Source organism: Enterobacter sp. BNK-8 (assembly GCF_048685095.1).
Taxonomy (GTDB): domain Bacteria; phylum Pseudomonadota; class Gammaproteobacteria; order Enterobacterales; family Enterobacteriaceae; genus Enterobacter; species Enterobacter quasiroggenkampii.
On sequence record NZ_JBLQTN010000001.1, the window covers coordinates 2,047,543 to 2,063,853 of the forward strand.

The 16,311-nt window shown below is 56.4% G+C and carries 14 protein-coding genes; 8 read left to right on the forward strand and 6 right to left on the reverse strand.

The window, feature by feature from the left end; translation table 11 throughout:
• Positions 1 to 3 precede the first annotated feature (3 nt).
• The 5 genes from ACMGGU_RS09850 to ACMGGU_RS09870 are packed head-to-tail and all read left to right on the forward strand — an operon-like array spanning position 4 to position 5,488.
• The gene (locus ACMGGU_RS09850) at positions 4 to 948 is read left to right on the forward strand and encodes an ABC transporter permease (RefSeq protein ID WP_223539024.1); all 945 of its coding nucleotides are present in this window, start codon (positions 4 to 6) and stop codon (positions 946 to 948) included.
• A complete protein-coding gene (locus ACMGGU_RS09855) occupies positions 945 to 1,796 on the forward strand; it encodes an ABC transporter permease (RefSeq protein ID WP_025910991.1) in 852 nt (283 codons plus the stop codon). The genes ACMGGU_RS09850 and ACMGGU_RS09855 overlap by 4 nt, the downstream gene beginning before the upstream one ends.
• Entirely contained in the window at positions 1,793 to 3,400 is a 1,608-nt protein-coding gene (locus tag ACMGGU_RS09860; protein ID WP_048223342.1) for a dipeptide ABC transporter ATP-binding protein, read from the forward strand. The genes ACMGGU_RS09855 and ACMGGU_RS09860 overlap by 4 nt, the downstream gene beginning before the upstream one ends.
• Entirely contained in the window at positions 3,397 to 4,386 is a 990-nt protein-coding gene (locus ACMGGU_RS09865) for a putative FMN-dependent luciferase-like monooxygenase (protein ID WP_223539026.1), read from the forward strand. Before ACMGGU_RS09860 ends, ACMGGU_RS09865 begins: the two co-directional genes overlap by 4 nt.
• Positions 4,387 to 4,396: 10 nt before the next feature.
• Positions 4,397 to 5,488: an alkylhydroperoxidase domain protein gene (locus ACMGGU_RS09870; RefSeq protein ID WP_223539027.1), complete on the forward strand. Its 1,092-nt coding sequence runs from the start codon at positions 4,397 to 4,399 to the stop codon at positions 5,486 to 5,488.
• A 6-nt stretch (positions 5,489 to 5,494) separates the two neighbouring features.
• On the opposite strand, the gene araJ is transcribed toward ACMGGU_RS09870, so the two are convergent.
• The 3 genes from araJ to ACMGGU_RS09885 form a co-directional block, all read right to left on the reverse strand.
• Complete coding sequence (araJ, locus tag ACMGGU_RS09875) at positions 5,495 to 6,670, reverse strand: MFS transporter AraJ (protein WP_395299320.1); 1,176 nt, start codon at positions 6,668 to 6,670, stop codon at positions 5,495 to 5,497.
• 188 nt (positions 6,671 to 6,858) lie between these two features.
• The gene (locus ACMGGU_RS09880) at positions 6,859 to 7,365 is read right to left on the reverse strand and encodes a YbjP/YqhG family protein (protein ID WP_420300492.1); all 507 of its coding nucleotides are present in this window, start codon (positions 7,363 to 7,365) and stop codon (positions 6,859 to 6,861) included.
• On the reverse strand, positions 7,365 to 7,733 hold the full coding sequence (locus tag ACMGGU_RS09885; RefSeq protein WP_229225925.1) for a hypothetical protein: 369 nt from the start codon (positions 7,731 to 7,733) through the stop codon (positions 7,365 to 7,367). Before ACMGGU_RS09885 ends, ACMGGU_RS09880 begins: the two co-directional genes overlap by 1 nt.
• A gap of 258 nt (positions 7,734 to 7,991) precedes the next feature.
• Here ACMGGU_RS09885 and ppk2 point away from each other — a divergent pair, with 258 nt between their 5' ends.
• Entirely contained in the window at positions 7,992 to 8,810 is an 819-nt protein-coding gene (gene ppk2, locus ACMGGU_RS09890) for a polyphosphate kinase 2 (protein ID WP_069719172.1), read from the forward strand.
• A 58-nt stretch (positions 8,811 to 8,868) separates the two neighbouring features.
• Here the strand turns inward: ppk2 and fdnI are convergent, their stop codons facing one another.
• From fdnI to fdnG, 3 genes are read right to left on the reverse strand one after another with little or no spacing between them, the layout of a single operon-like run.
• Positions 8,869 to 9,525: a formate dehydrogenase-N subunit gamma gene (fdnI, locus tag ACMGGU_RS09895; protein ID WP_025910984.1), complete on the reverse strand. Its 657-nt coding sequence runs from the start codon at positions 9,523 to 9,525 to the stop codon at positions 8,869 to 8,871.
• Complete coding sequence (fdxH, locus tag ACMGGU_RS09900; RefSeq protein WP_045908794.1) at positions 9,518 to 10,402, reverse strand: formate dehydrogenase subunit beta; 885 nt, start codon at positions 10,400 to 10,402, stop codon at positions 9,518 to 9,520. The genes fdnI and fdxH overlap by 8 nt, the downstream gene beginning before the upstream one ends.
• Positions 10,403 to 10,413: 11 nt before the next feature.
• Positions 10,414 to 13,461, reverse strand: coding sequence for a formate dehydrogenase-N subunit alpha (gene fdnG / locus ACMGGU_RS09905; protein ID WP_420300493.1), 3,048 nt, complete (start codon positions 13,459 to 13,461; stop codon positions 10,414 to 10,416).
• A 221-nt stretch (positions 13,462 to 13,682) separates the two neighbouring features.
• Between fdnG and yddG the strand changes: the two genes are divergently transcribed.
• Positions 13,683 to 14,561, forward strand: coding sequence for an aromatic amino acid DMT transporter YddG (gene yddG / locus ACMGGU_RS09910; protein ID WP_008501732.1), 879 nt, complete (start codon positions 13,683 to 13,685; stop codon positions 14,559 to 14,561).
• Between the two features lie 630 nt (positions 14,562 to 15,191).
• Positions 15,192 to 16,265, forward strand: a complete 1,074-nt coding sequence (ompC, locus tag ACMGGU_RS09915; protein ID WP_021240201.1) for a porin OmpC — start codon at positions 15,192 to 15,194, stop codon at positions 16,263 to 16,265.
• Positions 16,266 to 16,311 lie beyond the last annotated feature (46 nt).

Sequence of the window (16,311 nt, forward strand, 5' to 3'; positions counted from 1 at the left end):
ACGATGCGCCACGCACTTCTTCAACGTTTTGGGCACGGGCTGCTGGTCTTGTGGACCGCCTTTACCCTCTCGTTCGTGTTGCTCCAGGTGCTGCCGGGCGACGCGGTGCTGATTAAATTTCAGAACCCGGACCTGGGCTTAAGCCCGGCGCAAATCGAGGAGATGCGCGTGGCCTACGGCGCGGACAGCCCGCTTTGGCAGCAATACGGCCACACGCTGCTGGCGATGCTGCGCGGGGATTTCGGCTACTCGTTACAGGCCGGGGTGCCGGTCAGCGAGCTGATTGCCAGCAATCTGCCGGATACCCTGAGCCTCGCCCTGCCCGCTTTTTTACTCGCGGTCCTGCTGGCGTTTGCGCTGGCCTTTGCGTCGCGCCTGCCGGGTCTGCGCTGGCTAAGTAATACCCTCCAGTCTCTGCCGGTCCTGTTTATCTCCTTACCGACGTTCTGGCTGGGGATTGCCCTCATCCAGCTCTTTTCTTTCCAGCTGCGGCTGATCCCGGTGATTAACCCGACGCCGCTGCAGGGGCTGATCCTGCCGATCGTGACCGTCGCGATCCCGATCTCCGCCCCGCTGGCACAAATCCTGATGCGCAGCCTCGACCAGGTGGCGACGCAGCCGTTTGTCGCCGTGGCCAGGGCTAAAGGGCTGAGTGAAACCGCTGTGCTGTGGCGTCACGTCACCGGCAACGCCCTGCTGCCGGTCCTGAACATTGCCGGGCTGCTGCTGGGCGAGCTGATTGCCGGGGCGCTGATCACCGAAACCGTTTTTGGCCGCAGCGGGCTCGGGCAGCTGACCCAGCAGGCGGTGAACAACCAGGACATCGCCGTGCTTCAGGCGGTGGTCATGATATCCGCCCTCGGTTTTGTCCTGATCAATCTGCTGGTGGATCTGCTGATGCCGCTGCTGGATCCCCGTCTGCAAACCGTTACCGGAGGTGCATCATGAGCCTGGTTGATTACGCTGCCGCTGCGCGAAAACGCGTTCCGGGCTGGCAGGGCGTCGCGTGGCAGCCCGGACTGTGGCTGGCATGGGCGGTCATTATTATTGCGCTTTTTGCCGCCGTGGCGCCCGGCCTGTTAACCCACTACAGCCCGATTGAGGGCATCGCCGGAGCGCAACGTCTGGCGCCGCAGGCGGGCCACTGGCTCGGCACCGATCAGCTTGGCCGCGATGTTTACACCCGTATTGTGTATGGTGCGTCCCACTCCCTGAGCGCGGCGCTCGCTGCCGTCACGATGGGGCTGGTGGCAGGCACCGGCCTGGGGGTCATCGCCGGGGCGTTCGCCGGACGCGTCGAGTCTTTCCTGATGCGTTTTGTCGACGTGCTGTTGTCCATTCCGTCTCTGCTGCTCTCGCTGACGGTCATTATTCTGCTCGGGTTTGGCACCGTTAACGCCGCGATTGCCGTCGGCGTGGCCTCCATTGCCAGCTTCGCCCGCCTCGCGCGCGGTGAAGTGGTGCGCATCCGCCATACGGATTATGTCGAGGCAGCGTTCGGCAGCGGCGGGACGTTCCTGGCGGTGCTGTGGCGACACATACTGCCCAATGCCTTAACCGCCGTCCTCGCCTTTGCTACGCTGCAGTTTGGTCAGGCCATTCTGGCCCTCTCCACGCTGAGCTTTCTCGGCTACGGCACCCCGCCGCCCGTACCGGAATGGGGTTTATTGATCGCCGAAGGCCGTAACTATCTCTCTACCGCATGGTGGCTAACCACCTTCCCCGGCGTGGTCGTCATCGCCGTGGTGCTTGCCACCAACCGTATCAGCCAGCAGTTCAGCGGAGGCCTGAAATGACCGTACTCTCGGTAGAAAACCTGACCATCAGCTACCGTACCGCGCGCCAGTGGCGCGAGGTGGTACATAACGTCAGCTTTACCCTCAGGCGAGGGGAAATGCTGGCCTTTGTCGGCGAATCCGGATCCGGCAAAACGACCACGGCACAGGCAATCATTGGCCTGCTGGCGGATAACGCCCGGCGCGATGCGGGAAAAATCGTGCTCAACGGCGAGGAGATTAGCCGGTGGTCAGCGAAGCGTCTCGATACCCTTCGCGGGGCGCGAATCAGCCTGGTTCCGCAGGATCCGGGTAATTCCCTCAACCCGGTCAAGACGATCGGCGTGCAGGTCGGGGAAATTATTCAGTTGCACCAAAAGGTAACGGCTCTCCAGCGTGACGAGCAGGTGCTCGCCCTGCTGAGAAAGGTCGGCCTGAGCCACCCCGAACAGCGCATGACGCAGTATCCGCATCAGCTCTCTGGCGGGATGAAACAGCGCGTGCTGATTGCCATCGCCATTGCCCTGCGCCCGGACGTGATCATTGCCGATGAGCCCACCAGCGCGCTGGACGTGACGGTGCAAAAACGCATTCTCGATCTGCTGGATATCCTGCGTCGGGAATCGGGTACTGCGGTTCTGTTTGTGACCCACGATCTGGCCCTGGCTGCCCAGCGCGCGGACAGGCTGCTGGTGTTTCGCAACGGTGAGGTTCAGGAGCACGGCGACACCGCCGACATTGTCCGCACGCCGCAGCACGCCTATACCCGTCAGCTACTGAGCGATCTCCAGGGCCAGCGCCTGACCATCGCCCCGGTATCAGGTCTTCCGCTCTCGTCACCGGCCATTCGCGCCCGGGCCATCAGCAAACGGTTCTCGCTGGGTAAAGGTCATCAGCTTCAAGCGTTGGATCGGGTGACGTTTGACGTCAGACGCGGCAGCACCCATGCGCTGGTCGGTGAGTCCGGCTCCGGGAAGACCACCCTCGCCCGTATTTTGCTGGGTTTTGAACAGGCGGATAACGGACAGGTCATTATTGATGACATTGATGCCACCGCGCTCAGCCGCGAGGCCCGTCGTCAGCTGCGCCAGAAGATCCAGTTTGTCTACCAGAACCCGTTCGCCTCTCTCGACCCGCGTCAGACGCTGTTTGACATCATCGAAGAGCCCCTGAAGAACTTTTCTCGACTCGCTAAGGCGGAGCGAAAGGCCCGGGTGGAGACCGTGGCGCAGCGGGTTGCCCTGCCCGTCGAACTCCTGACCCGTACAGCCAGAGAGCTTTCAGGCGGGCAGCGCCAGCGCGTGGCCATCGCCCGGGCGCTGATCCTGGAGCCGACTATTCTGGTGCTGGACGAAGCCACCTCCGCGCTGGACGTCACCGTACAGGCGCAAATTCTGGCTCTGCTTCAGCAGCTGCAGCAACAGCTGGGATTAACCTATCTGTTCATCACGCACGATCTCTCCACCGTTCGCCGGATCGCCCACAGCGTCACGGTGCTGCGCAGCGGTCAGGTGGTCGAACACGGTGACGTCGAAACCTTATTCACGTCGCCACAGAACGACTATACCCGCGAACTGATTGCCGCCATTCCCCATTTTTCACCCGCTACGGAGGAGTTCGCATGACGCGAAAACGCCTGGGATTTTTCACCCGCCTGCTTGACGATGCCACGCCAAAAGAGCGCTATCGACTGGCTACAGAACAGATCCGCCACGCCGAACGCCACGGTTTTGACAGCGCCTGGATTGCGCAGCACCACTTCCATGAGAATGAAGGCGGCCTGCCGTCACCGCTGCTGTTTCTGGCCCACGTTGCGGCGCATACCGAAACCATTCGGCTGGGTACGGCCATCATTACCCTGCCGATGGAAAACCCGCTGCGTGTGGCGGAAGATGCCGCCGTGCTGGATTTACTCGCTGATGGCCGTCTCGAAGTCGGTTTTGGTTCGGGCGGCACACCGACCTCTTTCCTGCCGTTCGGACTGACGTTTGAACAGCGCGGCGCGGCCTTTGCCGATCATCTACATGTGATCCAGAGCGCCTGGCGCGGGGATTCGCTCACCCATCCGGATAACCACCTTTACCCGCCAGCGCCACAGCTGGCTGACCGGATCTGGATTGCCACCTTTTCCGTCGACGGTGCCGTTCGCGCCGCGCGGGCCGGACACGGTTTAATGCTCTCCCGCACGCAGCCGCGCCCGGCAGACCAGTTGGATTTAACGCTTGACGCGATCCAGAACCCAATTGTGGATGCCTACCTTGAGGCGCTGCCCGCCGGTACCGCACCGCGCATTCTGGCTTCTCGTACGGCATTCGTCGCCGACAGCGATGACTATGCGCTGAAAGTTGCAACGCCGGGTCTCACGAAACAGGCCCAGCAGCATCGCGCTGCCGGACACGTGGTTAAAGGTGACACTGTCACAGATTTTCGTCGCCAGTTCGACGCCCATATCGGTTCGCCTGAGACGGTGCTGCGTTCGCTGCAGGTCGATTCCGTTCTCAGGCGCGCCACTGACATCTCATTCCAGGTCCATTCGGTCGAGCCCACCCATCGCGACACGCTGCGCTCCATCGAACTGATCGCCGAACATATTGCCCCCCATATCCATTGAGGAGATACCTATGTCATTAAGTCACGACATTCTCGCCGAGCTGGCGGAAATTAAACCCGGTTCCCCTCTGGCAGAGGCGCGCGCCACGCGGGACGCCGCCACGCGCCACGCACAGGGCAGCTACGAAATCTTATTCACTCAGCAGAATAGCGATTTTGCGCTGGACGAGCGCTTCGCCGTCGCGGCAAAAGTTGCGAGGTGGCACAACGCGGAGGCGCTGGCCGCGCACTATGCGGGGTTTGGCCTGGCAGACCCGACCTCAGACCGTCTGACCCCGGCGCTCAATTTCGCGCGCCTGCTGACCTTCTCCCCCGTCGAAGCCACGCCGACATCGTTAAGGGCGCTGACCCAGGCGGGATGGAGCAAGGAAGGCATCGTGACTCTGGCGCAGCTTATCGCCTTTGTCAGCTTCCAGAGCCGACTGATTGCCGGGCTGCGGCTGCTGAACGACAGGCCTGTCGCCACAAGCGATGCGCCGGTGGCGGCAGGCGTCTGGCACACGACCGCCACCACGGCCACCGGAAAGGCGGCTCCCGTCGCCTTCACCCAGCAGGAACTGGGCTGGGAGCCGTGGATCGCCGCCAAACCGCTGGCGGATTTTCGTGATGACGAGGTTGCTGTACTGGCGAAGTTTGGCCACACCGATTCCGACTACTTCCGCCTGCTGGGACGCAACCTGCCGGTGCTTGAACAGCGCACGCTAACGGATAAAGGGATTTTTTATACGCCGGGGGGATTGCCGCGCGCCGAGCGCGAGCTGGCCGCAACGGTCGCCAGTAAAATTAACGGCTGCATCTACTGCGCATCTGTCCATGCGCGGAAAGCCAGCCAGCTGTCAAAGGATGACGCGGCGGTAGAGGCCCTGCTGGCCGTGCGTCCGGGACAATCCCTGAGCGAGGGGCAATCTGCGCGCTGGCAGGCGGAGATTAATTTTGCGGCAGCGCTGTCGGTAACCCCGCCTGCCGCCACGCCGCTGCACCTTGCCGCGCTGGAAAAAGAGGGGCTGGACACCTTAGCCCAGCTTGATCTGGTGCAGTCCGCCGCGTTCTTCGCCTGGGCCAACCGCCTGATGCTGACTCTGGGCGAGCCCTGGATTGCCTGACTTCAATCAGGCTAGCGCGCGAGCGTTAGCCTGAGCCTGTCTGGCCCGCAGATAACCGTAGATCAGTAATGCACTCATGGCCGAGAACGAGAGTAACGCCGCAGGCAGCGTGACGTAGCGCCAGCTAAAGCCGAGGGTAATCATCATCCCGCCAAAGTACGCCCCGATAGCACTGCCGAGATTAAACGCCATCTGCCCTCCGGCCGCCCCCAGCATCTCGCCGCCCTTCGCATTTTGCAGAAGGAGGATTTGCAGCGGCGCAGAGAGCGCGAACAGCCCGGCGCAGCAGATAAAGCCCGTGATTAGCGAGGCCGTTTTCAGTTCACCGCAGGCGAAAAGCAGCAACAGCGAGGCAACAATCACCATGTCGGTGGTGGCCGCAATGCGCAGCGGGCTAAAGCGTCCCGAGAGTTTGCCGCTCAACAGATTGCCCAACACCATGCCAAGGCCCATCAACATCATGATGATGGTCATCATGCCTTCGGAGAAGCCAGAAACGTTGACCATAAACGGTTTAACGAAGCTGAACCACGCGAATACACCAGCATTGCCAAACATCGTGGCGGCAAAAATCAGCCAGGGCTCCGGTTTCTTCAGGAACTGGAACTGCTCGGTCAGTTTAATTTCTGATTTGTCATGGATGTCCGGTACCCAGATCAGCACCGAGAGGATCACCAGCGCATCGAACAGGGCGATCAGGAAAAAGGTATAACGCCAGTTGAACTGGTGTCCCAGCCAGGTGCCGAGCGGGACGCCAACGAGATTGGCGACGGTCATCCCGGCGATCATCCCGGCCACCGCAGCCGTCACCTTCCCCGGCGGCGCAATTTTAGACAGAATAATCGCCCCGACGCCGAAAATCGCGCCGTGAGGAAAACCAGAAATCAGGCGCCCGGTCGCCAGCCAGAAATATGACGTAGAAAACGTAAACAGAGCGTTCCCGACCGCGCACAGGGCAACCAGAAACAGCAGCGTGGTTTTTAACGAGAACTTGCCTGAGAACAGCGCCACAATCGGGGCGCCAATCACCACGCCGAAGGCATAAAACGAGATCATATTCCCGGCGGAGGGAATCGAAATACCGGTGTCACGCGCCAGCTCGGTTAACACGCCCATAATGCCAAATTCAGCCATGCCCAGGCCAAATGTGCCAAGCGCCAACGAAAATATTGTCTTTTTCATACCTCAACCACGGGTTAATCACTCGCAACGGGCATTATTGAATAATCTTGTATGGTGAGCCAGTTCAAATCAGCTGGCTGACAGGTTAATCCATTGATTCAGGAGTTTTCTCCAACTGCTACGCGGTGGGAGTGGCAAACAAAAAGCCCCGGCAGGTGTCAGGGCTGGAAAGGGTTCAAGGTCTGGTTTTACAGTGCGCTCTCTGCCGCTGCTTTAGCGCGTGTAATAGCACCAGCATTGAAAATAGGATGCTCATGATTGTTCGTTATGTCACGAACGCGGTAGATTTTCCATGCATCATCTTCACGACGAAGAAATACCTCAAGATGGATGCTTCTCCCGTTACCCACCCCTTCAATGACCTGGACTACTTCACCGTTTAAAAATTCCCTGGCGTTTTCCACTCGTAACGCAGGTATCCATTCACGAGAATAATCTTGGGTATACGTAAAATAGTCAGACTCAATTAACTCTTGTTCAGAAATTTCCTGAATGGTATTAATGCGAGCAATCGTATCAGCAGAAACATATTTACGTAGTTCGTCGGCAGGATAAGGCCTGGTTTCATCGCTGCCGAATACGGAAAGATAGGATTTATAAAATGATTCGGTAGCGTCTTGCGCGCTATGATGTTGATTGGTAGCCGAACTGCATCCCACCAGCAACAAAACGAATGATAAAAATATTCTTTTCATCAGTGCATCCTGTAAATTTTAAATGATGGTTGCATTTTGCGGTACCCAGGCCCCGGATACATGCTTTTTTGAATAAAATCAGAAATCCACTGCGTACCGTCATACATAGTCATATGACCTATGCCATTTCCACCAGGGTAGGGCTGTATAACAGCTACATCGCCAGAAATTAACGTTGAACCGGGCGGCAGCTCACTGAATCCTGCGCGTAATAATTCAACCCCATAATCTTTTGCATAATCTGTGTTCGCTACCTTAACACCGCCAGCCAGAATGGCCAGGCGGGTAAACTTAGCACATTCACTGTGAGAGCGCCCCAGAGCGTGTGAACGGAGATACGAAACTGCGGCTTCTTTATTCCAACTCATTCTTAGTTCCTTTAAGTAAATAAGAATGAAATTATCACATTAACCACACATAGCATGAGGAATTAAAAGTGCTAATTTTATTGCATCCGCGGCATTCTAATAGAGGAACAGGTGCTTAGCACCTTCGTGCATACCTCAGTATCTGAAAAAAGTGTCGTGACATTAATTACCTAAAAACAATACGCATAATATCAGGTGGATTACACTTCATAGTGCGGCCTCGCTTTTTCCGCACCGGACAACCTGAGGATGACAATCATGGGAAGCAAAAAGAAAACCCCTGTCGCTGTTGATGTCGTAACGAATGCACCGCTTAAGACCAAAGAGTATGAGAAAGAGCTCCGCCGCCTGCACGTCGAACTGGTTAAGCTCCAGCAATGGGTCGTCGCCAAAGGGTTAAAAGTGTGTATTGTTTTTGAAGGACGCGACGGTGCCGGCAAAGGCGGCACCATTAAAGCGATCACCGAGCGCGTCAGCCCGCGCGTGTTTCGCGTTGTTGCGCTCCCTGCGCCGACTGAAAAGGAAAAAAGCCAGCTCTACTTCCAGCGCTATGTGCCCCACCTGCCCTCAGCGGGTGAAATCGTGATCTTCGATCGCAGCTGGTATAACCGCGCGGGCGTGGAGCGGGTGATGGGGTTCTGCACGGAGGAACAGGCGGAGAAATTTTTGGACGGCGCGCCAGTCATGGAAAAAGCAATGGTCGATGCCGGGATTATCCTGCTGAAGTACTGGCTGGAGGTGACGCCGAAAGAGCAGGAGCGACGCCTGCGCGACCGTATTAACGATGGGCGTAAGATCTGGAAGCTGTCGCCGATGGATATTAAATCCTTTAACCTGTGGGACGAGTACACCCGCGCCCGCGACGCCATGTTTGAAGCCACCGATACCGCCTGGGCGCCGTGGTTTGTGGCGCGTTCAGAGGATAAAAAACGCGTGCGACTGAACATTATTTCGCATTTGCTTTCGCAGATCCCGTATAAAGAAATACATGTTGAGAAAGTGGATTTACCGAAACGCAAAATCGGCAAAGTCAAACCCACAAAATATCCGTTCCGGTATGTGGAGGAGCGGTTCTGATTTGAAGAGTAGGCCCGCGCAAGCGCAGCGCCGCCGGGCAAAGCCGACGGCGCAGGTCTTACTTCATCCCTTCCGTACTTTCCTGTTTTGCTTCCAGTCGCTCCACATCACGGTACCAGCGCGGGTGGTGTTTCTGCGCCCAGCGGCGGCTCACCTTCCCTTCAATCATCCCTTTGATTGACCCTTTCACCCAGAACGCCATATACATATGGATCAGGATGGCATGAATCAGGATGATGGCCGACGTCGCGTGGATAAGCAGCGCGTAACGCACCACCTGAATCGGGAAATAATGCGCAAAATACGGACGCCAGATCATCACGCCGGTCACCAGCAGCACAAAAATCATGCTCATGATGGTCCAGAACATCATCTTCTGCCCGGCGTTGTATTTCCCGACCTTCGCGACTTTGTGCTCGTTACCCTTCAGGACTTCGACAATCCCTTTCACCCACGGGATATCCTGCTTGTCAGGAATATTGTGATGGACGAAGCGCACGAACATAAACATCAGCACCACGAAAATCAGCACGCCGAAGAACGGGTGCAGAATGCGCCCCATCTGCGGCGTACCGAAGGTTTCGGTCAGCCACTGCAGCGTCGGGAAGAAGAACGAAATTCCCGATACCGCCACCAGGAAGAAGCAGATCACCACCGTCCAGTGACAGGCGCGATCGACAAATTTGGTGCGCACTATCATTTTCGACTTACTCATGATGCTCCTCCTCGTCGTCATCCACCTCTTTGTTTGGCCCGATACCGATGTAGTGATAGATCAGCCCGGCAAAGGTGGCGATAAAGCCGGCCGCTGAGAGCGGTTTAAGCGCCCCTTTCCACAGGTTGATGGAGGTGTCGATCGCCGGATCCTTCGGCAGGTTGTGGTACAGCTCCGGCTGGTCGCTATGGTGCAGCACATACATCACGTGCGTACCGCCCACGCCCTGCGGGTTGTAAATGCCCGCTTTGTTGTAGCCCCGCGCTTTGAGCTTATCGACGCGCTGCTGCGCCACCTCCAGCATCTCTTTTTTGGTGCCGAAGTGGATCGCCCCGGTGGGACAGGTCTTCACGCAGGCTGGTTCCTGACCGACGCTGACGCGGTCCACGCACAGGGTACATTTGTATACCCGGTTATCCTCTTTATTGAGGCGCGGAATATTAAACGGACAGCCCGCGATGCAGTAGCCGCAGCCGATGCAGTTGTCCTGCTGGAAATCAACGATCCCGTTGGCATACTGGATAATGGCCCCGGCAGACGGGCACGCCTTCAGACAGCCAGGATCTTCACAGTGCATGCAGCCGTCTTTGCGGATCAGCCACTCCAGCTTGCCGTTCTGGTCGGTTTCACTAAAACGCATCACCGTCCAGGATTTGGCGCTCAGATCCGCCGGATTATCGTAAACCCCTACGCAGTGCCCCACCTCGTCGCGAATGTCGTTCCACTCCGAACAGGCCACCTGGCAGGCCTTACAGCCCACGCAGGAAGAGACGTCGATAAGCTTGGCGACTTCTGCCTTGTAGTCCCGCGCGCGAGGCGCGGGGGTAATCGGGTTCGTCGCGGAGCGTTTAATAATGTCTTGTGTTTCCATCGCCATTTAATCGCTCCTTACGCTTTCTCGATGTTGACCAGAAACGCTTTGTACTCCGGCGTTTGCGAGTTAGAATCGCCGACGTTTGGCGTCAGGGTATTAGCGATGTAGCCTTTCTGCGCCACCCCTTCAAAGCCCCAGTGCAGCGGGATGCCGACGGTTTCCACCTGCTGGCCGTGCACGTTCAGCGACTGCAGGCGGCGGGTGACCACCGCCACCGCGCGAATAAACCCGCGCTTGCTGCTCACCTTCACGCGATCGCCGTTGGCAATGCCTTTCGCCTTCGCCAGCGTTTCGCTTATCTCCACAAACTGTTCCGGCTGCGCGATGGCGTTAAGCCGCGCGTGCTTGGTCCAGGTATGAAAATGCTCGGTCAGGCGGTAGGTCGTCCCCACGTACGGGAATTTGTCCTTTTTGCCCAGACGCAGCGCGTCGTCTTCGTAGATACGCACCACCGGACTGGAGACCACGTTCGGGTGCAGCGGGTTTGTCCCCAGCGGCGTTTCCATCGGCTCGTAGTGCTCCGGGAACGGCCCTTCCGCCAGCTTGTTGAGCGCAAACAGGCGCCCCAGCCCTTCCGGCTGCATGATAAACGGCCCGGTGTTGCTGCCCGGTGCGGCGGTGCTGTAGTCCGGGATATCGTTCCCCGTCCATTTTGCCCCGTTCCACTGGATCAGCATGCGCTTCGGATCCCACGGCTTACCGTTGATGTCCGCCGACGCGCGGTTGTACAGCACGCGACGGTTCAGCGGCCACGCCCATGCCCAGCCCAGGGTGTTGCCCAGACCTGACGGATCAGCGTTATCGCGGTTGGCCATCTGGTTACCCTGCTCGGTCCAGCTGCCGGTGTAGATCCAGCAGGAAGAGGCCGTGGAGCCGTCGTCGCGCAGCAGCGCGAAGCTGTTCAGCAACTGACCTTTCTTCGCCACCAGATTGCCGCTCGCGTCATACAGATCCGCCAGCGCCACGCCGTTGTTCTCTTTCGCGACTTCTTCAGACTCGGGACGATCCGGCTGCTTGTAGCGCCAGCTCATCTTCAGCAGCGGCTCCGCGCCTTTGCCGCCTTCGGTGCGGTACATTTCGCGCAGGCGGTGGTAAATCCCGGCCAGGATCTCGCCGTCGTTACGCGCTTCACCCGGTGCGTCCTGACCTTTCCAGTGCCACTGCAGCCAGCGGCCGGAGTTGGCAATGGAGCCATCCTCTTCCGCAAAACAGGTGGACGGCAGGCGGAACACTTCGGTCTGAATCGAGGCCGGATCGACATCGTTTGATTCCCCGTGGTTCTGCCAGAAGGTGGAGGTCTCGGTCACCAGCGGATCGATAACGACCATGTACTTCAGCTTGCTCAGGCTGCGAACGACTTTGTTCTTGTCCGGGAAGGAGGCCACCGGGTTGAAGCCCTGGCAGATATATCCCGTGACGTCGCCCTTATCCATCATGTTGAAATACTTGATGACGTCATAAGCCTGATCCCACTTCGGCAGCCACTCAAAGCCCCAGTCGTTCTCTTTCTGCGCCGCATCGCCGTAGAAGGATTTCATCAGGCTGACGTAGAACTTCGGATAGTTGCTCCAGTAGTTCACCTGGTCCGGCAGCGTCGCTTTTGGCGTGTTCTCCGCCAGATAGCTTTGCAGATCCGTCTGCTTTTCAGACGGCAGCGTCAGGTAGCCCGGCAGGCTGGTCGAGAGCAGTCCGAGGTCGGTCAGCCCCTGAATGTTGGAGTGCCCCCGCAGCGCGTTCACGCCGCCCCCGGCCATGCCCATGTTGCCGAGCAGCAACTGGATCATCGCCATGGTGCGGATGTTCTGCGCGCCGACGGTGTGCTGCGTCCAGCCCAGCGCGTACAGGAACGTGGTGGTTCTGTCGGCGGCGCTGGTGGAGGCCAGCACCTCACACACCTTCAGGAAGTCCGCTTTCGGCGTGCCGCAGATGTTTTCCACAACGTCCGGCGTATAGCGGGAAACATGCTGTTTCAGCAGGTTCCACACGCAGCGCGGGTGCGTCAGGGTTTCATCCCGCATCGCATAGCCGTTTTCATCGAACTGATAGTTCCAGGACGTTTTATCGTACTGGCGTTTTTCGGCGTCATAGCCACTAAACAGTCCGTCATCGAAGGCAAAGTCATCCCGCACCAGCAGGTTCGCGTTGGTGTAGTGCTTAACGTATTCCGCGTTAATTTTGTTGTTTTCGATCAGGTACAGCAGCACACCGGACAGGAACGTGATGTCCGTACCGGAGCGGATTGGCGCATAGATATCGGCCACCGATGCCGTACGCGTAAAGCGCGGATCGACAACGATAAGCGTCGCATCATTGTTGTTTTTCGCTTCCATCGCCCAGCGGAACCCCACCGGATGGGCTTCAGCGGCGTTACCACCCATCACCACCACGACGTTCGCATTTTTGATATCAACCCAGTGGTTGGTCATCGCACCGCGACCAAATGTTGGAGCAAGACTTGCTACCGTTGGTCCGTGTCAGACGCGCGCCTGGTTGTCTACCGCCAGCATGCCGAGAGAGCGCACAAATTTTTGCGTCAGCATGCCGGTTTCATTACTGGCCGCCGAGGCACATAACATGCCGGTGGTCAGCCAGCGATTGACCGTCACGCCCTGCGCGTTCTTTTCAATAAAGTTGGCGTCGCGGTCGGCTTTCATTAATTTTGCAATACGGGAGAAGGCCTCATCCCAGGAGATACGCTGCCATTTATCAGAACCCGGCGCGCGATATTCCGGGTAGCGCAGGCGGTTTTCGCTGTGAACGTAGTCCAGCAGCCCCGCCCCTTTCGGGCAAAGCGCCCCGCGGCTCACCGGATGATCCGGATCCCCTTCAATGTGGTAAATCGCTTCTCTGGCGTTCTTCGCGCCATCGCCCAGGCTATACATTAAAAGCCCACAACCCACGGAGCAGTATGTGCAGGTGTTACGGATCTCTTTCGCGCGCAGCAGCTTATAGTTGCGTGCCTGAGCCAGCGCCATTTTGGGAGCAAATCCCAGCATTGCGGCTGTTGTTCCGGCCATACCGCCCGCGCAGATTTTAAAAAATTGTCTGCGGCTGACGTCCATTGTTGTCCTCGTTATCTGAAAAGACTTCGCGCCGCAAACTAACAGCAAAGCCCCTGATTTTTTTGCGTCAAATCAAGGTCATCTGTCTTCCCCCCCTTAATAGTCACCCCCGCAATATTTCATTACCCCTTTTTGATTAACGGCTTAAGAGAATAATTCACGACAGCGACAGGCGTAATGCGATACATTTTTCCTTTGATTTTTATTGCGATGGCGAAGTAATGGACAGAAAGAGAGCAACGCTTATTGGGCTGGCGGCGATATTGTTATGGAGCACCATGGTCGGCCTTATTCGCAGCGTGAGTGAGGGACTGGGCCCGGTAGGCGGTGCGGCGATGATCTATACCCTCAGCGGATTGCTGTGCCTGGTGACGGTAGGATTTCCTGATATCAGACGGTTCTCGCCGCGGTATCTTATTGCGGGCAGCGTTTTATTTGTCAGCTACGAAATATGCCTGGCGCTGTCGCTGGGCTATGCCGCCACGCGCGCGCAGGCGATTGAAGTCGGTATGGTGAATTACCTCTGGCCGAGCCTGACGATCGTATTTGCGATTTTGTTCAACGGGCAAAAATCTACCCTGTGGGTGATCCCAGGCCTGGTCATTTCGCTGCTGGGCGTCTGCTGGGTATTGGGCGGCGAAGAAGGATTACACCTTGAAGAAATAACCCGCAATGTCGTTTCCAGCCCTCTCAGCTATGCGCTGGCGTTTGCCGGGGCCTTTATCTGGGCCGCCTATTGCACGGTCACCAGCAAATTTGCGAAAGGACAAAACGGCATCACCCTGTTTGTCTTGCTGACCGCGCTTAGTCTGTGGGTGAAATATGCCCTGAGCGATCAGCCCGACATGGTGTTTACCCTCCCGGTGGTGGTGAAGCTCGTTATGTGCGGCATTGCGCTTGGGTTTGGTTACGCCGCATGGAATATTGGTATCCTGCACGGTAACGTCACGGTGCTGGCTGCCGTGTCCTATTTTACCCCCGTACTCTCTGCTGCGCTTGCTGCCGCAGTGTTAAGCTCCCCCCTTTCATTCTCGTTCTGGCAAGGCGCGCTGATGGTCTGCGCCGGGTCGTTGCTCTGCTGGTACGCAACGCGAAAATAAGGTTTTCTCCCGTGGCCGGGGGAATATCAACCCGGCAACATAATTAACATAAATTTAAAATGTGATCGCACTTCAGAATATTTATTCTGATAACAGACAGTCTGTTTAAATTCGGTTTATATTTGCTGTTATCTGTAAAGCCCCCTGAAAGGAATTGACATAAACTGACAACGACATGAAATTAGTCAACCATCAATATTAACGCCATGGATAGCCATGACTGCAATAATTCAGATCTGACACATTTATTGAAATATGCGGAATAGCCGTCGAATATTCAGACCAACCCACTAATTTTAAAGAAAAAAAGTAATAGAACCCGCCTCAGCCCCTCGAACATACCGAAATCTAACGCACGATACTAAAACCTTCAGAAATTATAGCGACAGCAATAATCCCACGCATTAAATACATATTAATCGTATAAATTCCGCTCATATTGTTTGAATATCACCCTTCCCACACGATCGAGATCACACTAATTGAAATTATCTCTAATATTTTGAAACTTATTATTGAAATAAGACTACGAGATTTTTAAGAATAGCATGCCATTGACGAACAGCCTCGTTTAGAAATCGTTCAAAGTGGTTCAGGAAATACCCAAAAAAATTATAAGGAACATTTAAGATGAAACTTAAATTAGTTGCAGTGGCAGTCACTTCCATGCTGGCAGCAGGCGTTGTTAACGCTGCCGAAATTTACAACAAAGACGGTAACAAGCTGGATCTGTACGGTAAAGTGACAGGTCTGCACTATTTCTCAGATGATACAAACAACGACGGCGACAAAACTTACGTTCGTCTGGGCTTCAAAGGCGAAACGCAGATTAACGACCAGATGACCGGTTACGGCCAGTGGGAATATGAGTTCAAGGGCAACCGCTCCGAAGCTCAGGGTTCTGACGGTAACAAAACGCGTCTGGCGTTTGCAGGTCTGAAATTCAACGAATTCGGTTCTTTCGACTATGGTCGTAACTACGGTGTTGCTTACGACGTCGGCGCATGGACTGACGTTCTGCCAGAGTTCGGCGGCGATACCTGGACCCAGACCGATGGCTTTATGACTGGCCGTACCACTGGCGTTGCAACCTACCGTAACACCGACTTCTTTGGCCTGGTTGATGGTCTGAACTTTGCAGCACAGTACCAGGGTAAAAACGACCGTACCGATATCACCGAATCCAACGGTGACGGCTGGGGTCTGTCTTCCAGCTATGAGTTTGATGGATTTGCTGCAAGTGCAGCCTACGCGAAATCTGACCGTACTGACCGTCAGGTTCGTGCTGCAAGCAACCTGAATGCAGGTGGTGAGAACGCAGAAGTATGGGCTGCAGGTCTGAAGTACGATGCCAACAACATCTACCTGGCAACCACTTACTCTGAAACCCGCAACATGACGGCATTCGGTAACGGTCACGTGGCGAACAAAGCACAGAACTTCGAAGTTGTGGCTCAGTACCAGTTCGACTTCGGTCTGCGTCCATCCATCGCTTATCTGAAATCCAAAGGTAAAGACATCGGTTCTTACGGCGACCAGGATCTGGTTGAATACGTTGACGTTGGCGCGAGCTACTACTTCAACAAAAACATGTCTACCTACGTTGATTACAAAATCAACCTTGTTGATGACAGCAAGTTCACCAAAGATGCTAAAGTGGCTACCGACAACATCGTTGCTGTAGGTCTGACCTACCAGTTCTAAGATGTGTCAGGACAAAAGGCCGGCGATTATCGCTGGCCTTTTTTCT